Origin of the sequence: Candidatus Poriferisodalis sp. (assembly GCF_965204195.1) — a bacterium.
Classification (GTDB): domain Bacteria; phylum Actinomycetota; class Acidimicrobiia; order Acidimicrobiales; family Poriferisodalaceae; genus Poriferisodalis.
The window spans coordinates 2,256,202-2,277,929 of record NZ_OZ241975.1 but is presented as its reverse complement, the minus strand read 5'-3'; the positions used below and the strand labels follow the sequence as shown (position 1 = coordinate 2,277,929).

Below are 21,728 nucleotides of genomic sequence, written 5' to 3'. Positions count from 1 at the left end.
GGGCAGTGGGCGCCCACGCGAACGAGTTTCCGAGGGACCGGGAAGCCAACCGGGCCCGCCTGCTGGCGGCGGTCGATTCGGCCGCCGATGCGCTGACGGCCGGTCGGGACGAGTCCGAGAAGTTGCGACGACTGTCGCCGACCTCGGTGGAGGCGCTGCGATCTTCGGGACTGTTCAAGATGAAGTCGCCGCACGAGGTGGGCGGCGCCGAAGCGCACCCGGTCACCCAGATGGACGTGATCGAGGCCGTGACGATGATCGACCCGGCGGCCGCGTGGTGCATGTTCATCACCTCAGCCGTGACCGGCGGCGTGTTCGCAAGCCTCTCCGACGACTCAGTTGACGAAGTGCTCGCGGATGGCTTCCCGTTCATGGCCGGCTCGCTGCGAGCCGGCGGCCAAGCACGGCGCGTCGAAGGCGGCTACCGGGTGTCGGGCCGTTGGGCTTGGGGCAGCGGCGTCGAGCACTCCGACTGGGTGGCGGTGCCGGTCTTTTCGGATGGACCGCCAGTGATCAGGGCGCTTGTGCCCACCAATGAAGTCATCCTGCACGACAACTGGCACACGCTCGGCATGCGAGGCACCGGCAGCTGCGACTACGAGCTCGACGATGTCTTCGTGCCCGATCGATTTGCCATCGATGCACTCGGCGGTGGGCCGCCGCGGGGTGGCGCGCTCATGCGGCTCGGGCTGCCCGCCTATGTCGTGAACGAGCACGGCAGTTTCGCGTACGCACTCGGACGCTCGGCGTTGCAGACGATGACCGAGACGGCCATCGAGAAGAAGCGGGGCTACCTCGGCGGTGTCAGCCTCGCCGACAGGCAGGTTTTCCAGCGAGCTATCGGACAGGGCACCATCCGCATGAACGCGTGCGCGCTGGCGATGGCTGAATCGCTCGAGCGCATGTTCGACTCGGCAGCTGCGGGCCCACCCGATCCAGCGCTGGTCACGGAGGCGCAGGCAGCGGCCGTGTGGTGCACTGACGAGGCCGTCGATCTGGTGAGCGAGCTGTTCCGCTTCACCGGCGGCAGCGCGGTGATGGACGGCAACGAGATGCAGCGCATCCTGCGCGACATGTACACCGTGCAATCGCACCTGATGGTGTCGGCTGTCACGTACGAGCAGTACGGTCAGATAGTGCTCGGCATGACCGAAGGCGGAGCGCTTCCCTGAGTCTTGGAATCCGACCTCTCGCGGTGCAAACGTGATCATTCTCGCCAACGACCAGACGACAGAAGTCGCACAGCGCACGGATGCGCCGAGCGGGCTCTGGGTGCGGCTCGACGAGCTGCAGAAGGCCACGGGCTGGCAGCTGAAACCCGAAGGGGCGTGCCTCGGCGAGCTCTGCGTGCCGCTGCCGGAGGCCAAGCGGGAAGCGTGGATCGCGGACGCCGACGACTGGGTGTGGCTCCATTACTCGGCCTTCGCCGACATGATCGGCCAGAGGTACGTGCGCGACGGCGACGTGTGGAGCGTGGGGTCGGTGCCCGAGGTTCGCCGTGTCGGGCTGGAGTCTGGCGTCGCGCCCGATTTCGAGATGGTCGAGCGCAACGGGAACATCCTGCGGCTCTCCGACCTGCGAGGCCGCAAGGTGGTGCTGTTCACTTGGTCGTCCTGGTGAGGCTGCCGCGTCAGCCTGCCCGTGTGGCAGGAGCTGTACGAATCGATCGGCCCGGACCGGGTCGAGCTGATCAGCGTGGCGCAGGACTCGGGCGGCGAGGATGCCGTGGCCAAGTGGTTCGACCGCGCCTCGCCCACGTACCGCTGCATCGTCGATCCCACCCATCAAATCAGCTCGCTGTTCGGCTGGGTGAATGTGCCCTCAGCGGCGTGGATTGACGAGGAAGGCCGCATCGTTCGCAGCAACGAGGGCGTGTACCCGGCGGAGACGACCATCAAGTTCGGCCTCGGCAAGGTTCGGCTGGGTGACAACGCGTTCGCGCAGGCGACCCGTGACTGGATCGAGCGGGGAGCCGACAGCGAGCACATCTGGTCGAGTGTCGACCTCGCCTCCCGGCTCAAGCCCATCGACGACGACGCGCTGCTGGCGGAAGCAACCTTCAAGCTGGCGCTCTACTTCGAGGCCGCTGACGACAGCGAGCGGGCGCTGAAGCACTTCGCCGCCGCACAGGAGCTGGCGCCCGACAACTGGAACTACCACCGGCAGGGATGGACTCACAAGGGGACCGTCTACGCCTACCTGCAGGTGTTGAAGCGGACGAACAATCTCCGCAAGAACACCGACAAGGGCTACTACGACCCGATGGGGCTGCCCGGAGAGGACTACCGCCGCTTCACCGAGCCCGAGTGGTTCTGGACGCCGGCCGTTCGCCGCGTCAAGAGCCTGCTCAGCCGCTGACTGCCACACCCGGCTCTGCCGCCGTCGGATCGCCGTTGCCTGCGATGGTTCTCTGCGGCGCAGTCGCAATACGATAAAGGTATGACGAAGCGTCGGGTTACCTTGACGATCGATGCAGATCTCCTTGATGAAGCCCGTGCTGCGGTGAGCGACGGCGACGCCTCGTCAGTGAGCGCTTGGGTAAATCAGGCGATGGCCGACAAGAGCGAGAACAGACGCCGCCTCAAAGCACTCGGCGAGGCAATTGCGGATTACGAAGCAGAGTTCGGCAAGATCACCGACGAAGAGCTGGAAGAGCGTCGCCGGCTTGATCGCGAAGAAGCAGACCAGTTCCGCAAGGAATGGCAGCGACAGAGGGCCGAGCGTGAGCTTGGTGCTTGATGCTGGGGCGCTCATCGCCTTGGAACGCGATGCGTCAGCGCTCTGGGAGCGCATGGAGGAAGCTCACCGGGTCGGCTACCCGCCTTTGACTCACGGTGGCGTTGTGGCGCAGGTATGGCGTGGTGGCTCAGGTCGCCAGTTCCGGCTAGCGAGAGCCTTGTTCGGCACCATCGTGGTACCTCTCGATGAGAGCCTCGGACGCCGGGCCGGTGTCTTACAAGCGCGAGCCGGCAGGTTTGACGCCATCGATGCGGCTCTCGTCGCGATGTGCAGCAGCGGCGACCAGATTGTGACCTCGGACCCTCACGACATCGCGGCGCTTGCCGACGCAGCACGACTCGACGTCGACATCCTGTTGGCGTGACAGTTGTGGCCAAGGCAAGCCTGCTGGCGCCATCAGCTCGGCTGCTCGGCGCGCTGTGCCGTCGCGCGCCCAGGCGGCAAGCTACGACTTGTCGGCGGTGGGCTTGTTGACGATCATCGCCACGAGCAAGCCGATGCCGGCGGCGCCGAGAATGAGCGCCGAGTAGGCGGTGTCGTCGTGGATGCCCTGGTCGAACCAGTCGTTGTAGTAGGTGGTGGTCAACGCATCGAGGCACATCGCCGGCGCGAACAGGGCAATGGCGGCTGAGCTGCGCCATTGCCGGGGTGTCTGCAGCAGCCGGAAGCACACGAACATGGTGATGACCGTCACGATGGTGCCAACGATCAGCCAGACCCACCACACCGTCCGGGACACAGACGGCTCGTAGTTGTCGGTGAAGATCAGCAGGAACAGCCCCAGGAACACGGCCCAGCCGACGACGGCGATCACCATCATCAGGACCATGTGCTGGATATAGGAGAGCCGGCTCTGTGTGGGCATCGAGGACCGTCCTTCCGCCGAAGGCATCGCGGTGTCGCGGGACCGTAGCTGCCAAAACCAGGCCTGTCGATGCTCGCGGGGACCGTCGCGACCGCCCGAACGCAGGGTGCGAAGTTGCTGACCGTCACTCACGATGGTTACGTATGCAGTGCCGCATCGAGCCCCAGCATTCCTTGTAGGGGTCGTTGCGATCAGGCGAGGAGTCACAACATGGGCATGGAGGGATTCGGCGGGGAATTTCGTGATCCTCGCGACTTCATCCTGGGCGTTACCGAGACCATCTGGGAACGCCGCGGCGTGCACACCCTCAATCGTTTCTACAGCGATGACGTTGTTGTCCGATCACCCGCAAGTGTTGTGGTCGGCAATCAGACAGTCATTGGCGCCACGCTCGCCACACTCGCCGAGTTTCCCGACCGCCAGCTGCTCGGCGAGGATGTCATCTGGTGCGACGACCCCGACGGCGGATTCCTGTCGTCGCATCGGATCCTGTCCACGGCCACCCATCTTGGCGACGGGATCTATGGCCGAGCCACGGGCGCCCGGCTGAAGTACCGGATCATTGCGGATTGTGCTGCACGGGATGGGCAGATCTACGACGAATGGCTGATCCGGGATCAAGGCGCCATCGTGCGCAACCTCGGCATCGAGCCAAAGAGCTACGCGGCCAGCCAGATCGAGGCGGAAGGCGGGCACGACCATGCGGCCCGACCTTTCTGCCCGGCACACGACGTCACCGGTCGCTACGGCGGAACGGGCAATGACCAACCCGATGGCGTGCGATATGCCGAACTGCTCGGCCGCATCATGACAGGCGATCTGGCCGCCATCAGCACCGAGTACGACCGCGCCGCTCACCTCGAGTTGCCCGGCGGCATCACCGATCATGGAAGGAGCGGCGCCGACAGCTTCTGGCTTGGCCTGACGTCGTCATTCCCGTCGGCACGCTTCACCATCCACCATCGGATCGGCCGTCGCGACCCTGACCGCCCGCCGCGGGCAGCCATTCGCTGGTCACTCGATGGCACCCATGACGGCGAGGGTCGTTTCGGTGTCCCCAGCGGTGCTGACGTACACGTCATGGGCATCAGTCACTGCGAATTCGGACCTGACGGTGTTCTGCGCGAATGGGTGTTGATCGACGACACGGCGGTGTGGAAGCAGGTTCTCCTGCACACCGGCTGAGGGTTTCATTCCGAAAGGTGCAGGCCAGAGCGCTGCAACCGGTTGCTGTTGACGCAATGAATACGTATTCATAGGATTCGCCGCATGGCGGGGGGGACAGAGGTTCCTGGCGGCGGGGCGCGTCCAGCGACCTCCACCGATGTCGCCATCGAGGCGGGCGTGTCCCAGGCCACGGTGGCGCGCACCTTCTCGGCCCCGCACTTGGTGTCCGAAGCAACTCGACAGCGGGTCAGCGAGGCTGCCGCACGGCTCGGCTACGCCCCCAACGCCTTCGCCCGCAGCCTCAAGTCGCAGCAGAGCAACGTGGTGGGCGCAGTGGTGCCGGCGTACGGCGAGTACTGGCAGAACGTTCTGTCGGCGGTGACTCGGGAGCTCGCTGCACGCGGGCGTCAACTCCTGCTCTTCAGCTTCACCGACCCAGGTGAAGTCGACGATGTGCTCGACATCGTTCGCCAATACCGCGTCAGCGGGCTGCTGCTGGCCTCAGCAAGCATCCGACCAGACCAGCTCAGCGCCATGCGTCGCCAGTCGAGCCCCACCGTGGCTTTCAATCAGCCGGCTGCATCTGGCTTGGTGTCGTCGGTGTCGGTCGACAATGAGAGCGGCTGCCGCTTGCTGGCGTCCCACCTCGTCGACCAGGGCTGCCGGACGGCGGTCTTCGTCGGCGGCGTGTCGTCGATCTCCACCGATCAAGCCCGCTATCGGGGAGCGGCCAGGGAGATGGGCGACCACGGAGTGGCCTTGCCCTACATCGAAGCCGGCGCGTTCAGTTACGACGCGGGGTACGGCTGCGCCGAACGCATCGCCCGACTCGCACCGGATGCCGTCATGGTCGGCAGTGACGAGGTCGCGTTCGGCGTCATCGACGGGCTGGAGTCGCGGGGCATCCGGATCCCCGACGACATGGCCGTCACCGGATTCGATGGTTTGCCACAGGCCGCGTGGGCCGGCATCGACCTGACGACGCTCGTGCAGCCGACGGATCTGCTTGCGCGGCATGCCGCCGAACTGCTCGTCGACATGGCATCGGCATCGCGGCCGACAGATGTCGTCGTGGATGGCCATCTTCGTATCGGCCGAACGACGAAGCGCAGCGACCGGTGACTGCGTCCGGGCGGACAGTCACCGCATCCGAATTGGCCACGCGGGTACTCGAGCCGGAGGACTTCGTGGCCGACACCGAGGCCTTCGTGGATGTCCGCATCGAGAGATCCAAAGGCAAGGCCAGCTATTCGTTCGTAGGCCCCGGTGTGTCTCAGAACGCCGACCAGCACATCAGCATCGCCGAGCCCCACGGCTTCAACGTCGGCGCCGCCACCATGCCTCACGGCATCTACAACAACGCCCATCTGCACTACACGCCGGAGGTGTTCATCTGCACCAAGGGCGACTGGCGGATCGACATCGGCAGGAAGCGTGAGCAATCCGTTGAACTCTCCCCTGACACGATCTTCTCGGCGCCGACCTGGGTGTTCCGCGGCTTCGAGAACACCGGCCCCGACGACGGGTTCCTGTTCGTGGTGCTCGGAGGTGATGACACGGGCGGGATCATCTGGGAGCCGGAGGTGCTGCGAGAGGCTGCTGAGACCGGCATGTATCTCGGGCGCGACAACTCGCTCGTCGACGGGCGAAACGGTGATGTTCCGAGCGATGTCCTTCAGCCGCTGAGCGACGCCCAGCTTGCTGGGATCGACAGTTACACCACGGACGAACTCGACGAGCGCCTCGTGCGGCCCGATGGGCTGTGCTGGACATCGGCAGGCCTGCTGTCGACCGTCCTCGGTCCGCAGCATTCGGTGGAGCTGGCGCCCGTCATCGGATACGGCCTGTCCCAGGATCGACGCAGCCGGCCACCGATCTGCACGCCTCACGGTTTCGCGGTCGAATGGCTTCGGGCGAACCCCGGTGCATCGACCGGCCTCCATCGCCACGACGACAGCCAAGTGGTGCTCCTCGTCGATGGCGATTGGGAAGTCGCGCTCAACGAGCCGGCGCAGGAAGTCTCCACGCGGCCCGTCATGGGCTCACTCGCATCTATCCCCGCATCTGCATGGCGGGATCTGCGCAATATCGGCACCTCGCCGGCACGCGCAGTGATCGTCACCGGCGGCGACAGCCCCAGCAGGGTCGAATGGCCCGCACAAACGCTGGTGCGTGCCGCAGATGCGGGGTTTGGTCTCGATGCGGCCGGCTATGTCGCGCCGCTCGAGTTGTTGGGGACCGGGTCCTGAGCCCCCTGGTTCCCGTTCGCATGCACAACCCGGGAGGGAAGCTCATGATTACTACCAAGGGGAAGGCATGGCGGCTGATCGCTGTGCTTCTCACGTTCGTGCTGCTGGCTGCGGCTTGCAGCAGTGACGACGACGCCGGAGACGGCGATGCGTCGGACACCGCCAGCGCGTCCGAGCCTGCCGATACGGCCGCGCCCGACGATGACGATGGCGACGACCACGATCACGACGAAGACGACGGCCACGATCACGACGAAGACGACGGCCACGATGACGACGATGACGACGGTCACGATGACGACGGCGACATGGACGACGAGTCCATGGACGACGGGGACATGATGGAGGTCGAGCTGATCTCCGACGAGTGCCCGATCCCGAATCCGTCCGAGGTCATCGAGATCGACGCGATCGGCTGGGAGTTCCCGATCATCACCCAGTACGCCGATGAGCTCGAGGACTGCGAGGAGGGCAACTACCGCTTCAATCTGCAGTTCCTTGACAGCGTCGAGGCTCGCAGCGCCATGACCCAGGACGCAGCGACCGGTTCGCCCACATTCGAGCTGTACCAAGGCTCCAATGCGTTCATCGGCGAGCTGGCCAATCAGGGCTTCCTGATGCCGCTCAACGATCTGGTCGCCAAGTACAGCGACCAGTTCGACCTCGATCAGATCGATGACGCCTTCTGGCGTATGGCCTCGATCGGCGACCAGATCTACGCCGTGCCCATGGTGTCCAACACCATGCATGTCTTCTACAACAAGCCGGCGATGGAGGAACTCGGCCTGTCGGTGCCCACGACGTTCGACGAGGCGTTCCAGACGTGTCGAGCGATCATCGATTCGGGTTACGACATCGGCTTCCTCTACATGTTGTCGGCGGGCTGGGCTTGGCAGATCGAGTTCGACTCGGTCCTCGGTTCGATGGGCGTCTCGCCGATCGATCCGCAGACGGGCGCGCCGAACTTCAACAGCCCCGAGGGTGTTGCTGCGGCCACGACCCTCAAGCGGATGGTGGACGAGTGCGCTCCCGGCATCGCCAGCTCTTACAGCACCGACGATGTGCAAGCGGCCTTCCAGACCCGAGAGGCGATTCTGGGCCACACGTGGGCATCGCGTGCAGCAGGCATGGACGATCCGGAGGCTTCCATCGTCGTGGGCGAGATCGAGTTCGCCCCAGCGCTGGGCACCGGCAGCGGCATCTTGGCCGCGCCTGCGTACATCGACGGCTGGGGCATTCCCGTCGGAACTCCTGCTGACAAGGTTGAGGCGATCTTCCTCGCGATGCTCGCCGCCACTGACTTGGAGAGCATGCAGGCTGCAGCCGAGTTCGGCCTGGTCACCCGCAATGGGGTGAGCCACCCCAACGGTCCGCGTGACGCTGCCGCTGCCCAAGCAAGCCTCGTCAACGGCCGTGGTGCTGACCTCACACACCCCGCGGCGGGCATCGCCCGGGCGAAGCTGGGCGAGGCGCTGATCACGATTCTCGACGGCACGCCGGTCGAAGAGGCGCTGGCCGCCGCTGAGGCCGCGTACCTCGCCGAAGCCGGCGATCAGGGGCTGCTCAACTAGGCCAGCAGCTCGTCACGTTCCCTCCGTGCACCTGGGGCGACACTGTGCTGCGGTGTCGCCCCAGGGCGGCGGGACCGGGGAACAATGCGTGGATCGCAGGTTTCCCATCTCGGCCAGCCTCGTGCCGGCCCAGAATCTTGGAGTGAGCCAAAGGGGGACATGAGTGGAACGCAAGACGTTCTGGTTCTTCACCGTCCCCAGCGTCGCGGTGATGGCGCTGCTCATGGTGGTGCCCTTGGCCACAACCGTCTGGCTCGGCTTCCACCGTCTCCTGCTGCGCGACTTGAAGAACCCGACGTGGATCGGCCTGCAGAACTACACCGACCTCCTGACCGACCCGGAGTTCTGGACTGCGTTCCGGTGGACGATGCTGTTCGTGGTCATCGTGGTGCCGATCCAGATGGTGCTCGGGCTCGCCGTGGCGCTCATGCTGGATCGGGTGGTGCGGGGCCGCAGCTTCTACATGGCTGCGATGCTCACCCCGTTCATCGTTACACCGGTGGTCGGGTCGCTGGTGTACAAGGACCTGTTCGACAGGGGCGGGCTGATTGCGTGGCTCTGGCAGGTGATCTTCGACGACCCGTTCCAGATCACTTCGGGCAATGTGCGATATCTCATCATCATCCAAGCCGTGTGGGCGGTGATGCCCTTCGCGATGATCACCTTCTTTGCCGGATTGCAGACCCTTCCCGGCGAACGCCTCGAGGCAGCAGCGATCGATGGGGCGGGATTCTGGCGGAACCTGTGGCACGTGATCCTGCCGCACCTGCGAACGCTGGTGCTGTTCGTCGGGCTGATCTCGGTGATGGACATGTACCGCATCTACGACCAGGTGTTCGTGTGGACCGGGAACCGCTTCACCGACGCGCACACACTGCAGGTGTACAACGTGCGCATCGCGACTGCCTTTGACATCGGCAGGCTGGGCAAGGGCAACGCCATGGCGGTGCTGACCGTCATCGGCATTCTCGTGGTGCTGATCCCGTTCCTGTACCGGTCCTACAAGGACCAGATCTCGGAGCGCACCTGAGATGCGCAGTGCGACCGCTCCCCGTCGCGTTGCACGCCGCGTGCCGCTGCACGTCACACTCGGCGTGCTGTGCATCTGGTCGGTGCTGCCGTTCCTGTGGACCGTCCAGACATCGGTCAAGTTCACCCGCGACGTGCTCGCACGCGAGCCTGTGCTGTGGGGATATGAGACGACGGCCAATGCCTACCGAGCGTTCTGGCTGGGCGATGACGACATGAGCATGTGGGGTGTCTTCGCCTACGTCGTCGGTGCAGGGCTCATCGCCGCCGTGCTCGGACTGGTCGGAAAGCGAATGCGGCACAGCTGGCCGTGGTATTGCGGCGCCGGGATCGTGCTGCTGGTGGCCATGTGGCGGTTCCCGAAGATCTGGGAGACGAACGACGAGTACGACTTCCTGGTGAACAGCATCGTGGTGACGATCCTCACGATGTTGATCTCGCTGTCGATCGGTCTGCTCGCCGGTTACGGTCTGGCTCGCTTCAGCGGGATTTCAGGCGCCGTCATCTTGATCGTGGCATTGGGGTTCAGGGCACTGCCCCGCAGCGCGTTCGTGCTGCCGTACTTCTTCGGTGCCACCTGGATCGATGATTGGCTGGAGTCCAGCGGGGTGGGCACGTTCGACTTCCCGCTGATCGACGTCCCCTTCATCGACCAGCTGCAGCTGCTCGACACCCGGCTCGTATTGGTCCTTGCGCTGGTGGCGGTCAACCAGCCGTTCACCATCTGGATGTTCCGGAGCTTCTTCATGGATGTGCCGAAGGAACTCGAAGAGGCGGCGATGATGGACGGCGCCACCCGGCTGCAGGCATTTCGCAAGGTGATCATCCCGGTGATGTGGCCCGCAATCATCGCCACCGGGTTGTTCACGATGCTGCTGGCCTACAACGAGTTCCTCTTTGTGCGAGTGCTGGCACCCACCGAATGGACGCTGCCCGTGGCCATCGTCTCACTGACAGGCGGCGAGAGCAGCCGAACCATCACCGAAGCGGCGGCGGCAGCCGTGTCGATCACGCTGCCGATCGTGATCGTGATCATCTTGTTCCAGAAGCACCTGGTCAAGGGCCTCGGCGCCGGAGCAGTGAAGGGCTGAGCGATGACCGAGCACCTGCAGCGCGCAAAATCCGTTGTCCTGGAGTATCACCGCAATCTCGACGGTGTGCTGGCGCGTCGGCCCGGTCACGGCGGCACGTCTGATGATGACATCACGGACGCACTGGCTTCGAGCGTGACCGAGGGCTTCCTGTGGAGGGGGATGCACCCCTTCTATGAGCAGCACGGCGCAGACTCGGTTGTTGATGTCTTCTGGGCGCCGCTGCGCGCCGCGATGGCGCCATTGCAGCGTCGCGTGGACGTGTTTCTGGCCGGCGACAACGACGCTGATGGAGGTGCCACGACCTGGGTTTGCTCCATGGGGCACTTCGTCGGGCTGTTCGATGCCGCATGGCTCGGCATCCCTCCGACCCGTCGCGCAACGCCGATTCGCTACGTCGAGTTCAGCCGCGTCGACGGCGACCGCATCGCTGAGTCGGCACTGTTCCTGGATCTGATCGCAGTCATGCGTCAGGCAGGCCAGTACCCGCTGCCGCCGACCACTGGACAGCCCGGCATCTACTTCGGTCCCCGTACCGCGGACGGTGTGCTGACCGAGCCGCAGGGTCCCGGCGAGACCGCAGCGACGCTGGAACTGGTCTGGCGCATGGCAGGCGACCTTGACGAGGCAAACCGGATCGCACGTGACCAGGGCTCGGACCGCATGCCCCGTGACGTGCTCGCACGCTGCTGGCACGAAGACATGTTGTGGATCGGGCCCGACGGCATCGGATCGTCATACACCATCGACCGTTACCAGCAGCAACACTCCTACCCATTCCGGTTCGGACTGGGCGACAAAGAGTTTCACGGGCATGTGGCTCGCATCGCCGAAGGGCGCTATGCCGCCTGGTTCGGCTGGGCGAATGTCACCAACCGTCCGCGAGGCGGGTACCTGGGACTGCCGGCCAGCGGACCGTCGGAGATGCGCGTGGTGGACGTGTACCGGCGCGAGGGAGACAAGCTGGCCGACAACTGGGTCTTCATCGACCTGCTGCACTGGCTCGCTCAACAAGGGCTGCGGCCCTTGGAACGGATGCGCCAGCTCCTGGGCATCGAGGAGTTCTGACCATGGCAACAGTGACACTGAACGAGCTGAGCAAGGTCTATCCGAATGGCTTCGAAGCGGTCACCGATCTCAGTCTGACGCTCGACGACGGTGAATTCCTGGTGCTCGTGGGCCCGTCAGGCTGCGGCAAGTCGACAGCGCTGCGCATGATCGCCGGTCTCGAGAAGATCACCCGCGGCGATCTGTACGTCGGCGATCGTCGGCTCAACGACGTGGAGCCGAAGGACCGCGACATCGCCATGGTCTTCCAGAACTATGCGCTGTACCCGCAGATGACTGTCGCAGAGAACATCGGTTTTCCGCTGAAACTGCGCAAAGTGCGAAAAGCCGAGCGCAATGAGCAGGTACGTAATGCTGCGCGCGTCCTTGAGCTGACGGATTACCTCGATCGCAAGCCGGCGCAGCTCTCCGGCGGGCAGCGTCAGCGGGTGGCGATGGGGCGCGCCATTGTGCGGCGACCGGAGCTGTTCCTGATGGACGAGCCGCTCTCGAACCTCGACGCCAAGCTGCGCGTCCAGATGCGAGCCGACATAGCGGGCATCCAGCGGGAGTTCGGCGTCACGACGTTCTATGTGACCCATGACCAAGTCGAGGCCATGACCATGGGGGATCGGGTAGCCGTCATCAAGGATGGCGTGCTGCAGCAGGTGGATTCGCCCGAGGATCTCTACGCCCATCCTGCCAATGCCTTCGTCGCGGCGTTCATCGGTTCGCCCTCGATGAACCTGTATGAGGCAACGCTTCGGCGCGGTGATGATCCGGGCGGTAACTGCCAGATCGATCTGGGGGATCAGTGCCTGGCCGTTCCTGCCGACGTCGTCGCTGCGCGGCCCGCCTTGGCGAAGTATCTCGATCAGCCGGTTGTGATCGGTTTCCGGCCGGAACACCTCGAGGATGCGGCGGTGGCCACCGAACATCCCGACAATCAACGCCTCGATGCGGTTGTGGATGTGCGCGAGGCGCTGGGCGCAGAGACGCTGGTCCACTTCAACCTCAACGCACAGGGAGTGGAGAGCGGCGATCCCGATGCACTCGACGAGATGCGAGACACGGGACGCTGTACCGCCCGCTTTGCGGCGGAGACTCGTGCCCGGGTGGGTGACCAGATTCGAGTCAATGTGGATGTCCAGAATCTGCATTTCTTCGACCGCCAGAGCCACCTGGCCATCAACGCATGAGTTCGGCCGACGATCCGCACCGCGGCCTCCAGGTGCTGCTATCGCCGCTTCGAGCAGCGCTATACGACTACGACGCGACGAACGTGCAGACGGCCCTGCGGGGTGTGTTCGCCGACGGCGCAGCGGTGCACCTCACCCATCCCTTCGAAGATCTCGACGGCCCTGACGGCCTCTACAACGTGGCATTCGCACCGCTCGCAGCCGCGTGGCCGGATCTCGAACGGCGTGATTACATCGTCATTGCTGGTGCCGACTCTGGCGGACAGCACTGGGTTGGTTGCGCCGGTTCCTACATGGGAACCTTCAGCGGTTCGTGGCTGGGCATCCCGGCCACCGGTCGGCCCGCAGCGATGCGCTACCACGAGTTCTTCCGGTTCGAGGGTCGTCAGATTGTCGAGATGCAGGCCGTTTGGGACGTGCCGGAAATCATGATGCATGCGGGCGTCTGGCCGATGACGCCGAGCCTCGGGCGCGACTGGTTGGTGCCATCCCCAGCGACCGGGGACGGGATCACCGGAGGGCCGCGCGACGAAGCGGAATCGCAGGCCAGTGTCGATCATGTGGTCGGCATGCTCTCCGACATGGGTCGCCATCCACGTGAACCCGTTGAGGTGATGCGCCTGGAGCACTGGTGGCATCCCAAGTTCAGTTGGTACGGGCCGCACGGCATCGGCACCGGCCGCGGTGTCGAGGGATTCCGACGCTTCCACCAGATCCCCTTCCTTCGGGCGATGCCGGATCGCCGTGGCGGCTACGCCGGCGACGGCCACTTCTTCGGCGATGGCGCCTACGTCGGCGTCACTGGGTGGCCGGGCATGGCCATGACGCTGACAGGCGATGGATGGCTCGGCATTGCAGCTTCCGGCCAGCAGATCACGATGCGCAGCTTGGACTTCTGGCGCGTCGAGCGCCGCGAGTTGCCCGATGGCTCGGTCGAGCGCAAGATCCGGGAGAACTGGGTGCTCATCGACCTGCTGCACGTCTACGACCAGATCGGTGTCGATGTGCTTGCTCGCATGTCCGAGCTCGCTGCTAGGTAGCCAAGCCGGGACGCTCAGGCGTGCTCACGACCCGTGTGCCGCGGCAATCACCTCGGACGATTGTCGAGGCAACCTCGCAGCTCGACTTGCGACCTCGTGCGGGGCAAGGGCCAGACGAGGCGCGGTCAGCTGCGGCGTGAACGTGATGCGGGGGAGTCCTTGGGGTCGGCCCACCCGACGGTCATGCCAGCCGCGAGGCCGCCGTCCACCGGCAGGTCCGCGCCGTTGACCCAGCCCGAATCGCCGACGAGCAGCCAAGTCACCACCTCGGCTTGGTCGTCGGGCGTGCCGACCCTGCCGACCCGTTCGTTCAGCCATGCCATCTGATCGACGCCCGTGTCCTGCTCGAAGTACGGAAACAGGGGAGTGTCGACCGGGCCGGGGCTGACCGAGTTGACCCGGATGCCTCGGTCGAGCACCTGTCCCGCCAGATGTTTGGTGTACGACACCACCCATTCCTTCGACAGCGTGTACGCAGCCGGTCCTCCCCGCTCGTAGGACTGGGCGACCTCGATGCCGGCAGCGAAGTCCTCGGCTGCGTCGAGTTCTGCGATGCGATCGAGATGGCGGTTCCACACCATGCCGGCGATCGAGGCAATGTTCACGATCGACGCCCCGTCGTTGATCTTGCCTGCAGCCAGCAGCGTCTCGGTGATGTGCCGCAGCCCGTACACGTTCACTCGCAGCACCAGCTCGGCGCCCATGCTTCCGGCCACGCCGGCGATGTTGCCCAATCCGTCGAACGTGCCGTCGAGGCCGGCTACAACGCTCTCGATCGAAGCGGGATCCGACAGGTCGCAGTGATGATGTTCAGCAGCGCCGTCAGGGGCGTCCTTGACGTCGAGGTTCACGACCTCGTGACCGGCAGCGACGAGTCGCTGCAGGGTTGCATTCCCGATTCCCGTCGACGCTCCAGTGAGCAGGATGCGCTTGGCCATGTCGTTGTCTCCGTTCGTTGTCGCAGGTCTGAGCGCTCGGCTCGGCCGAACTCCGTGAGATTAGGCGCACCGAGCCCGTCGAGTCCTGACCCGGCAGTGGTGATTGCAGATCACTCTTCGAAGCCGAGGCGCTCCTGCTCGCTGCGGACGAAGCTGATCACCTTTTCGATCTCGAGATCGGTGATGCCTTCCACGGGCGGCATGTCGCCGAACCACCAATGATGCTCCCGCACCCCGTCACGGATGGCCACGCGATATGCGTAGTCGCCGTGATGGTTGGGTTCGTAGATGATCGAGAGCTGCGAGGGACCCTTGTCGGTGCCGCGCAGGTCGGCACCATGACACTCCGCGCAGTATTGCTGGTACACCGCAGCGCCGTCTGGAATAGCCAGGGCAGCAGCAGTAGTCGGAGGCGCAGGTGGGTCCGATGTGACCGTGGGGGCCGGCGCAGCGGACGTCTCCGTCGGCTCCGCCTGGGCGACCGACGCGTCCCTCGCATCGTTGACATCGGCGCCGCAGGCGAAGGCGATCGCGCATGCAGCGAAGATGGCCGCTGAGAGCCTGAGGTCGTGTCGGTTCAGCGTCATAGAGCGGAGGCGCCGACCAGGAACGCGGTGACGACGCCGACGCACACAAGGATGGCGGCTTCGATGCTCACGGCCCTGCGCAGACGCTGGTGGGCGTGGCGCTGAGCGTGTTCCTCGGCGTGCGCCAAAGCGGGCATGTGCACCCAGCGGTTGCGCGCGCCGAGCACGACAGCCACGGCTACGAGCGCGACCTTGGCGATCAGCAGACGACCCCACCCCGTTGACCATAGGTCGGCGAATCGATCCATCACGAGCACTGCCATGACGGTGCCCGCAACACCGGCGAGCACGAGCGCCGCAGCTGCCAGCTGCGAGAAGCGATTCAACGGCCCGGCCATGTCGGTGCCGCCGCGACGGCGCCGGAGCAGATCGGCCAGCAACACCAGGCCTCCGCTCCACACAGCGGCGGCAGACACATGCATCGCATTGGCAGCAGCGTGCAGCAGTCTCGGCCCCTCGGTGACCGTGTGGCCGTCGAACGAGTACGAGACGATCACCAGCGCCGCGCCAATCAGGCCGAGAGCGCAGCGACGGATCCGGCTGGCACTCGCAGTGTCCGGGCGAGCCAAGGCAAGCACGACGATGCCGCCGAGCACGCGCAAGCCGACGGCAATGCCGAAGGGAGCGGCGAGAGCGTCGCTGATCGCATCCACCGACACGACCGCACGCCAGGCATCTTCGATCACCACCGCTTGGGTCGGCGCGGCAATGACGGTCGCGGCGATGAGCGCGATGGCGCCGACGAACAGCACGCGGTGCACTCGGGTCCGCTCCGACGGCTCATCGCGGACGATGAACGACACAAACGCGAGCCCGCCGACGACCGCCAGCGTCGCGAGCAGGCTCAAGATTCGCAGGGTGTCTGCGATCCGTTCGGCGCCTGTGGCTCCTGAGCTGCTGCGCGCCCGGCGCGGCGGGTCGCCCTCAGAGTCCGCACCGGAATCCGCAGAGGCCGTGGTACCCGATGCCGCCAGCTCCGAAGGCGTCGTCGTGGCCGCCGACGGTGTCCCGTCGCCTGCCCGAAGTGTGGTGACTGGCGCCGACAACCCCGTCTGGACGGTGCCCGCCCCGAGCGTTTCCGCCGGCGAATCCTCGGCGTCGTCGGCTGCTGCGACGGTGCCATCAGAGGACTCCGCTGTTGACTCTCCGGTCGAATCCGGAGGTGCCTCGGTGGGGGGTGCAGCTTGAGGAACATCGACGGCGAACCCGAACGTGCCCTCGACGATGTGCCCATCCTCCGCCGCAACTCGCCACCAAACCTCATAGACGCCGTTGCCCAGGGGCGTATCGAAGTGCAACCGCCACACCTGACCATCGGCCGAGCTCAGCGAGTCGGGCAGGTATCGGGGGCCTTGCCCTTCGGACACCGTGAACCCGTCGCCCGCCGGCTCGACCGGGCGATTGAACGTGAGCGAGATCTGAGCGACCGGCTCGTCGACCACCTGCCCGTCAGATGGTTGCGAAGACTCCAGGCCGGTATGGGCGGCAACCGGCGCTGGCATCGCAATGGCGAGCACGGTGCTGACGGCCAGTGCCAGCGTGAGCTTGACTGCGGATCGCAATGCCAGTCGGCGAGCCCGCTGACCGGATCGATCTGTTGCGTAAAAGCGCATCTCAAGGGTCACTACAAGCGAGTTTCGCCGCGCACATTGGCAATCGTCCGTCAATTCTCCAAGAGGACGCTGTCATGTGAGGTCGATTGCCAGTGCCGTGGTGTAAGCGCTCAGCGCCTCGTCGTTGAAGCAGACGAAGCGAACCAGCTCGACGTTGGTCGGCGTGCTGCGGACCGCGTCCACCGCGACCTGTGTGGCAGGCGCGATGGGGTAGCCGTACACGCCGGTCGATATCGCCGGGAAGGCGACCGAGCGGGCGCCGACCTCGTCGGCCCGGGCCAGCGATTCTCGGTAGCACGACGCCAGCAGCGCTGGTTCTTGCTGGCTACCGCCGTGCCAGATCGGCCCAACCGTGTGTATGACCCATCGCGCCGGCAGCCTGAAACCGAGCGTAACCTTGGCCTGACCGGTCGGACAGCCGCCGAGCTTCCGGCAGTGCTTCAGCAGGTCAGGGCCGGCAGCGCGGTGGATGGCGCCGTCGACGCCGCCCCCTCCCAGCAGAGTCTCATTGGCCGCGTTCACGATCGCGTCGACCTGCTCGGTCGTGATGTCGCCGACAGTCAGCTCCAGCCGCGGCGACGGCCGATCGCTGCTCATTCGAGCGCCTCGGCCACGGCCAGCTCTGCGATGCGGTCGGTGTCGTAGCCGAGCAGGTCTTCCAAGATCTCTATCGCATGCTCGCCGTAGGTGGGGCCCGCCCAACTGAAGCCGTTGTGTGCAGCAGAGAGCGTGTAGGGGATCGCGTCAACGACAGTCCGGCGTGCGTAGCCGTGCGGCGCCCACTGGAAGTGGCCGCGATGGGCGAGCTGCGGATCGTTGAGGCAGGCGCCGGAGTTCTGCACGTGGTGCGCGGCGATGCCATGCGCTTGCAGGCGGTGCGTGAGGCCGGGCCCGTTCTGGCGGGACGTGAACTCCGTCACGATCGCGTCCAGCTCAGCCTGACGCTCTCGCCGGGCAGCGCTGTCCAGATCGGCGAGATCCTCGCGGCGCATCTCGGTGGCCAGCGAGCGCCATGACTCGTCGCCATCGCTGGCGATGGCGATCCACTCGTCGTCGCCCATCGTCGGGTATACGCCGTGGGGCACCATCTCGTCATCGGCGTTGCCGCGCCGGCTGCGCATCTCGCCGGTGGCTTGCATCTCGGCGATCGCTGGCGCCAGCAGGTGTACAGCCGCTTCCATCTGGGAGAAGTCCAAGTGCTGGCCCTCGCCGGTTCGCCGCCGGTGGTCGAGCGCTGCCAGCAATGCGCACACGGTGAACCGCGGCGAGCAGTAGTCGGTGTAGGCCAGGTACGGGCCGGCCGGACCGCGGTCGGTCCAACCGGTGATGTCGAAGAACCCGGCCACGGACGCAGCCATGTTGCCGAACCCGGCAAAGTCTCGGAACGGCCCGGTCTGGCCCATCACGCAGCTCGAGACCATCACCAGATTGGGGTTGATCTTCCGCAGATCCTCGTACCCCAAACCCCACGTCGTCATCGTGCCCGGGGTGAACGACTCAACCACAACGTCGGCCCAGGCAGCCAGATCACGCACGACCTCACGAGCCTCGGGCTTGGACAGGTCGAGCGAGATCGTCTTCTTGTTGGCATTGGTGGAATGCCAGGCGATGGCATTCTCCTGATCGGGCACGTCGTCGCGATGGCCCAATGCGCCCCGCAGCAAACAGGGCCGGTTCTGCGTCTCCACGCGCACGACCGTGGCGCCCCAGTGGGCGAGGATCTTCGTGGCGAGCGGGGCTGCCGCCACCCAGGCCAGATCTGCCACCTTGAGCCCGGCCAGCGGCCGGTCCGACGGAGCACCTTCGGGCAGGGTCTCGGTCGGCGAGGGCTGCGATGGGGCGTTTGCCCACTCGTCGGCCACGTCGGCAGTGTGTGCACCCGCCGCAGGAGCCGGGCCGAGCGGCGCGAGCGGGGTGCCCTTGGCAAGCACGAAGCGCCCCGGCAGTCGGAGGCCGTCGACCTCGTCCCAGAAGTCACGAGCCGCGAGCTGCGGGCTGTCGAGCACGTCACCCAAGGTGTTGACCGGGCACACCAGCAGCGAGTCCTGCAGGCCGCGCTCGATCATCTCGGCCTTGGTTTTGGTCAGGCAGAAGGCGGCGATGTTGTCCATCAGCTGCTCGATGACGTCGATGCTCTCCTCGCCGCTCTGCAAGAGCAGGGCGAAGTTCACCCAGTCCTTGTTCAGCATGTCGTCGTCGCAGAACCCTTCGGAGTGCATCCAGGACAGGAACCGCTGCACCATCGGCCCGATCATCGGCCCGAAGGCGACGGTGACGATCATGTAGCCGTCTTGGCACGGGTAGATGGTGCGCAGCATCAGGTTGCCGAAGCGCACCCCGCCTGCTTCCCGCTGCACTTCTTCCAGCCCGGCCGGCGCGTAGAGAATGGCCGACAGCGCTGTCTCGCAGACGGCCTGCTGGGCCGACAGGTCGACATGCTGGCCGCGGCCGGTGCGGGCTCGATGCTCAAGGGCCACAGTGGCTGCGACGGCGGCTTGCGCGCTGGCGTGCAACCACGCCTGGGGAATGCTGATGCGCACCGGAGGCCGGTCGCTGTCGCCGGTCACCGCCAGCTGGCCGCTGGAGGCGAACAGGGTGAGATCTGTGGCGCTCCAGTCGGCTTTCGGGCCGGTTTCACCCCACGGGGTGATGTGCACCGTGATGAGCCGCTCATTCGCATCCCGCAATGCGTTCAGATCGATGTCGAAGGGCGTCGCATCGTTGTGGAGCACGATGTCGGTCGTTGCCGCCAACGCTGCCACCTCATCGGCGCTGGCCGCTGTCAGGGAGCGCTTGCCCCGGTTGTAGGCGTCATGGGCGAAGCCGCGCGGCCACCCGCCGGGCGGTTCCGCCATCACCACGTCGGCGCCGAGCTGGGCCAGCAGGTTGCCGGCGAACCAGCAGCGCTCGTCAGTCAGATCCAGTACGCGATACGGACCAAGCATTCCGCTTCCCCAAGCGTCGATGCGGCGGCAACACTTCACCGCAGCTCCTGCGCCCGGACACTAGGGCTCATCGACTGCAGATGACTAGCCTGTGATCGTGCTCTTGGACCGGATCACCGTCGATCCCCATCGCATGGGCGGCCGGCCATGCATCAGGGACTTGCGGGTAACTGTCGCGACCGTGCTCGCGCAGCTTGCCGCCGGCAGGAGCCACGAGGAACTGCTGTCTGACTATCCCTACCTCGAGGCGGACGACATCAGTGCAGCACTTGAGTTCGCCGCTGCTCGGGTGAGCGAGCGAGAGTTCCCCGTTTCGCTACCTGCGTGAGACTCCTCCTCGACGCGAATCTGTCTCCCCGTGTTGCCGAAGTGCTGCGCATCAACGGTCACGAGACCATGCATGTCGGCGACGTGGACATGCTCACCGCAGCGGATGAGGCCATTCTCGAGTGGGCTGCCGAGCACGGCTACGTCGTGGCCACCGCAGACTCGGACTTCGGCGCCCTCCTATTTCGCAGCCGTTCGGCGAGCCCTTCGGTCGTACACTTGCGCGGCGTGTCGCACCGGCCGCCAGAGGCGCAAGCAGCGCTGCTCGTTGCAGGTCTGCCGACCGTGGCGGGGGCATTGAACGCTGGTGCCATCGTCTCGCTCAGTCCGACCAGCGTTCGGGCTCGGGACTTGCCCATCTGGTGAGGTTGCGTTGCGGTGCCGACGCATTATTCGGGTGTGACGTAGGCGGCGGTGAGGCCCCCGTCGACGTGCAGGTCGGCACCCGTCATATAGGACGCGTCGTCGGAGGCGAGGAACAGGGCAGCCGACGCCATTTCTTCTGCCTCGCCGAAACGCCCCATCGGCACATGCACCAGGCGTCGCTGACGCTTCTCGGGTGTGTCGAGAAACGACATCAGCATCTCGGTGCGCAGCGGGCCGGGAGAGAGCGCGTTGACACGGATGTTCTCCCGGGCATGAACGACCGCCAGTTCACGCGTCAGCGCCAGCACTGCGCCCTTGGAGGCGGTGTAGGCGATCTGCGGTGTGGCCGCGCCCACCGAAGCCACGAATGAGGCGGTGTTGATGATGGAACCCCCGCCGCGCCGCCGCATCGCCTCCACGGCGTACTTGCAGCCGTACAGCACGCCCTTGACGTTGACGTCGAAGGTGCGGTCGATGGTGTCGTCGCCGGTCGCGACAGCGTCGGTGTCGTCGTCGAGCATGATGCCGGCGTTGTTGAACGCCACGTCCAGCCCGCCGTAGTGCTCTTCGGCCCGGCCGAATGCGGCAGCGACATCGGACTCGACCGCGACATCGGCTCGCACAGCTATGGCGTCGCCGCCGGCTGCAAGCACCTCGGCCACGGTGTCGTCGACCGAGTCGGCGATGTCGACCGCGACGATCTGCGCTCCCTCTGCGGCGAAACGCATTGCCGTGGCACGGCCGATACCGCTGCCGGCCCCGGTGATCAAGGCCACCTTGCTTCCCAGTCTCATGCCAGACCTCCCCGTGAACCAGCGTCGTTGTCGCGAGCCATTGTTCCCGACAGCACACGACTGTCTGTGCGCATCCCTTCGCAGCGCCGGGCAGCCGGAGCGGCGGCTGCCATCATCTTGGGCGTTCGACGAGCGGCCCGGCCCGGTGCTGGGCCCCGCTG

The 21,728-nt window shown here is 65.7% G+C and carries 22 protein-coding genes; 15 read left to right on the top strand and 7 right to left on the bottom strand.

Annotated features, from left to right (window positions below; genetic code table 11):
* The first annotated feature begins 5 nt into the window (after positions 1 to 5).
* From ACOGI8_RS10100 to ACOGI8_RS10085, 4 genes are all read left to right on the top strand, one after another.
* Positions 6 to 1,172, top strand: coding sequence for a hypothetical protein (locus ACOGI8_RS10100; protein WP_419853677.1), 1,167 nt, complete (start codon positions 6 to 8; stop codon positions 1,170 to 1,172).
* Positions 1,173 to 1,203: 31 nt separating this feature from the next.
* A complete protein-coding gene (locus ACOGI8_RS10095; protein WP_419853676.1) occupies positions 1,204 to 2,358 on the top strand; it encodes a redoxin domain-containing protein in 1,155 nt (384 codons plus the stop codon).
* 81 nt (positions 2,359 to 2,439) lie between these two features.
* Positions 2,440 to 2,739 carry a hypothetical protein gene (locus ACOGI8_RS10090; protein ID WP_419853675.1) on the top strand — a complete coding sequence of 100 codons (300 nt, stop codon included), beginning with the start codon at positions 2,440 to 2,442 and terminating at the stop codon, positions 2,737 to 2,739.
* A complete protein-coding gene (locus ACOGI8_RS10085; protein WP_419853674.1) occupies positions 2,723 to 3,103 on the top strand; it encodes a twitching motility protein PilT in 381 nt (126 codons plus the stop codon). The genes ACOGI8_RS10090 and ACOGI8_RS10085 overlap by 17 nt, the downstream gene beginning before the upstream one ends.
* Positions 3,104 to 3,184: 81 nt before the next feature.
* Here the strand turns inward: ACOGI8_RS10085 and ACOGI8_RS10080 are convergent, their stop codons facing one another.
* A complete protein-coding gene (locus tag ACOGI8_RS10080) occupies positions 3,185 to 3,604 on the bottom strand; it encodes a DUF5367 family protein (RefSeq protein ID WP_419853673.1) in 420 nt (139 codons plus the stop codon).
* Between the two features lie 216 nt (positions 3,605 to 3,820).
* Between ACOGI8_RS10080 and ACOGI8_RS10075 the strand changes: the two genes are divergently transcribed.
* From ACOGI8_RS10075 to ACOGI8_RS10035, 9 genes are all read left to right on the top strand, one after another.
* A complete protein-coding gene (locus tag ACOGI8_RS10075; RefSeq protein WP_419856394.1) occupies positions 3,821 to 4,789 on the top strand; it encodes a nuclear transport factor 2 family protein in 969 nt (322 codons plus the stop codon).
* An 84-nt stretch (positions 4,790 to 4,873) separates the two neighbouring features.
* Positions 4,874 to 5,893 (top strand): LacI family DNA-binding transcriptional regulator, encoded by a 1,020-nt coding sequence (locus ACOGI8_RS10070; RefSeq protein WP_419853672.1) that lies wholly within the window; start codon positions 4,874 to 4,876, stop codon positions 5,891 to 5,893.
* Positions 5,890 to 7,020, top strand: coding sequence for a cupin domain-containing protein (locus ACOGI8_RS10065; protein ID WP_419853671.1), 1,131 nt, complete (start codon positions 5,890 to 5,892; stop codon positions 7,018 to 7,020). The genes ACOGI8_RS10070 and ACOGI8_RS10065 overlap by 4 nt, the downstream gene beginning before the upstream one ends.
* A gap of 44 nt (positions 7,021 to 7,064) precedes the next feature.
* Positions 7,065 to 8,591, top strand: a complete 1,527-nt coding sequence (locus ACOGI8_RS10060; RefSeq protein WP_419853670.1) for an ABC transporter substrate-binding protein — start codon at positions 7,065 to 7,067, stop codon at positions 8,589 to 8,591.
* Positions 8,592 to 8,754: 163 nt separating this feature from the next.
* Positions 8,755 to 9,621, top strand: coding sequence for a carbohydrate ABC transporter permease (locus ACOGI8_RS10055; protein ID WP_419853669.1), 867 nt, complete (start codon positions 8,755 to 8,757; stop codon positions 9,619 to 9,621).
* A 40-nt stretch (positions 9,622 to 9,661) separates the two neighbouring features.
* Positions 9,662 to 10,711: a carbohydrate ABC transporter permease gene (locus tag ACOGI8_RS10050; RefSeq protein ID WP_419853668.1), complete on the top strand. Its 1,050-nt coding sequence runs from the start codon at positions 9,662 to 9,664 to the stop codon at positions 10,709 to 10,711.
* Between the two features lie 3 nt (positions 10,712 to 10,714).
* A complete protein-coding gene (locus ACOGI8_RS10045; RefSeq protein WP_419853667.1) occupies positions 10,715 to 11,779 on the top strand; it encodes an ester cyclase in 1,065 nt (354 codons plus the stop codon).
* A gap of 2 nt (positions 11,780 to 11,781) precedes the next feature.
* Positions 11,782 to 12,957 carry an ABC transporter ATP-binding protein gene (locus tag ACOGI8_RS10040; RefSeq protein WP_419853666.1) on the top strand — a complete coding sequence of 392 codons (1,176 nt, stop codon included), beginning with the start codon at positions 11,782 to 11,784 and terminating at the stop codon, positions 12,955 to 12,957.
* A complete protein-coding gene (locus tag ACOGI8_RS10035) occupies positions 12,954 to 13,997 on the top strand; it encodes an ester cyclase (RefSeq protein ID WP_419853665.1) in 1,044 nt (347 codons plus the stop codon). The genes ACOGI8_RS10040 and ACOGI8_RS10035 overlap by 4 nt, the downstream gene beginning before the upstream one ends.
* Positions 13,998 to 14,122: 125 nt before the next feature.
* Here ACOGI8_RS10035 and ACOGI8_RS10030 read toward each other — a convergent pair whose 3' ends face one another.
* From ACOGI8_RS10030 to ACOGI8_RS10010, 5 genes are all read right to left on the bottom strand, one after another.
* On the bottom strand, positions 14,123 to 14,935 hold the full coding sequence (locus ACOGI8_RS10030; protein WP_419853664.1) for an SDR family oxidoreductase: 813 nt from the start codon (positions 14,933 to 14,935) through the stop codon (positions 14,123 to 14,125).
* Between the two features lie 110 nt (positions 14,936 to 15,045).
* Complete coding sequence (locus ACOGI8_RS10025) at positions 15,046 to 15,522, bottom strand: c-type cytochrome (RefSeq protein ID WP_419853663.1); 477 nt, start codon at positions 15,520 to 15,522, stop codon at positions 15,046 to 15,048.
* Positions 15,519 to 17,135: a copper resistance CopC/CopD family protein gene (locus ACOGI8_RS10020; RefSeq protein WP_419853662.1), complete on the bottom strand. Its 1,617-nt coding sequence runs from the start codon at positions 17,133 to 17,135 to the stop codon at positions 15,519 to 15,521. Before ACOGI8_RS10020 ends, ACOGI8_RS10025 begins: the two co-directional genes overlap by 4 nt.
* Before the next feature lie 72 nt (positions 17,136 to 17,207).
* On the bottom strand, positions 17,208 to 17,732 hold the full coding sequence (locus ACOGI8_RS10015; RefSeq protein ID WP_419853661.1) for an O-acetyl-ADP-ribose deacetylase: 525 nt from the start codon (positions 17,730 to 17,732) through the stop codon (positions 17,208 to 17,210).
* Positions 17,729 to 20,080: a CoA transferase gene (locus ACOGI8_RS10010; protein WP_419853660.1), complete on the bottom strand. Its 2,352-nt coding sequence runs from the start codon at positions 20,078 to 20,080 to the stop codon at positions 17,729 to 17,731. The genes ACOGI8_RS10015 and ACOGI8_RS10010 overlap by 4 nt, the downstream gene beginning before the upstream one ends.
* A 97-nt stretch (positions 20,081 to 20,177) precedes the next feature.
* Between ACOGI8_RS10010 and ACOGI8_RS10005 the strand changes: the two genes are divergently transcribed.
* Together ACOGI8_RS10005 and ACOGI8_RS10000 are read left to right on the top strand one after the other, a co-directional pair.
* Positions 20,178 to 20,408 carry a DUF433 domain-containing protein gene (locus ACOGI8_RS10005; protein ID WP_419853659.1) on the top strand — a complete coding sequence of 77 codons (231 nt, stop codon included), beginning with the start codon at positions 20,178 to 20,180 and terminating at the stop codon, positions 20,406 to 20,408.
* Positions 20,405 to 20,773 carry a DUF5615 family PIN-like protein gene (locus tag ACOGI8_RS10000; RefSeq protein WP_419853658.1) on the top strand — a complete coding sequence of 123 codons (369 nt, stop codon included), beginning with the start codon at positions 20,405 to 20,407 and terminating at the stop codon, positions 20,771 to 20,773. Before ACOGI8_RS10005 ends, ACOGI8_RS10000 begins: the two co-directional genes overlap by 4 nt.
* 23 nt (positions 20,774 to 20,796) lie before the next feature.
* Here the strand turns inward: ACOGI8_RS10000 and ACOGI8_RS09995 are convergent, their stop codons facing one another.
* Complete coding sequence (locus ACOGI8_RS09995; protein WP_419853657.1) at positions 20,797 to 21,567, bottom strand: glucose 1-dehydrogenase; 771 nt, start codon at positions 21,565 to 21,567, stop codon at positions 20,797 to 20,799.
* Between the last annotated feature and the right edge of the window lie 161 nt (positions 21,568 to 21,728).

What these genes read in the sequence shown, in the direction of transcription:
- ACOGI8_RS10070 (WP_419853672.1), top strand. Translation starts at nt 4,874, where the DNA reads ATGGCGGGGGGGACAGAGGTTCCTGGCGGCGGGGCGCGTCCAGCGACC.
- ACOGI8_RS10035 (WP_419853665.1), top strand. Translation starts at nt 12,954, where the DNA reads ATGAGTTCGGCCGACGATCCGCACCGCGGCCTCCAGGTGCTGCTATCG.
- ACOGI8_RS10090 (WP_419853675.1), top strand. Translation starts at nt 2,440, where the DNA reads ATGACGAAGCGTCGGGTTACCTTGACGATCGATGCAGATCTCCTTGAT.
- ACOGI8_RS10060 (WP_419853670.1), top strand. Translation starts at nt 7,065, where the DNA reads ATGATTACTACCAAGGGGAAGGCATGGCGGCTGATCGCTGTGCTTCTC.
- ACOGI8_RS10040 (WP_419853666.1), top strand. Translation starts at nt 11,782, where the DNA reads ATGGCAACAGTGACACTGAACGAGCTGAGCAAGGTCTATCCGAATGGC.
- ACOGI8_RS10075 (WP_419856394.1), top strand. Translation starts at nt 3,821, where the DNA reads ATGGAGGGATTCGGCGGGGAATTTCGTGATCCTCGCGACTTCATCCTG.
- ACOGI8_RS10010 (WP_419853660.1), bottom strand. Translation starts at nt 20,080, where the DNA reads ATGCTTGGTCCGTATCGCGTACTGGATCTGACTGACGAGCGCTGCTGG.
- ACOGI8_RS10015 (WP_419853661.1), bottom strand. Translation starts at nt 17,732, where the DNA reads ATGAGCAGCGATCGGCCGTCGCCGCGGCTGGAGCTGACTGTCGGCGAC.
- ACOGI8_RS09995 (WP_419853657.1), bottom strand. Translation starts at nt 21,567, where the DNA reads ATGAGACTGGGAAGCAAGGTGGCCTTGATCACCGGGGCCGGCAGCGGT.
- ACOGI8_RS10030 (WP_419853664.1), bottom strand. Translation starts at nt 14,935, where the DNA reads ATGGCCAAGCGCATCCTGCTCACTGGAGCGTCGACGGGAATCGGGAAT.
- ACOGI8_RS10080 (WP_419853673.1), bottom strand. Translation starts at nt 3,604, where the DNA reads ATGCCCACACAGAGCCGGCTCTCCTATATCCAGCACATGGTCCTGATG.
- ACOGI8_RS10020 (WP_419853662.1), bottom strand. Translation starts at nt 17,135, where the DNA reads ATGCGCTTTTACGCAACAGATCGATCCGGTCAGCGGGCTCGCCGACTG.
- ACOGI8_RS10045 (WP_419853667.1), top strand. Translation starts at nt 10,715, where the DNA reads ATGACCGAGCACCTGCAGCGCGCAAAATCCGTTGTCCTGGAGTATCAC.
- ACOGI8_RS10025 (WP_419853663.1), bottom strand. Translation starts at nt 15,522, where the DNA reads ATGACGCTGAACCGACACGACCTCAGGCTCTCAGCGGCCATCTTCGCT.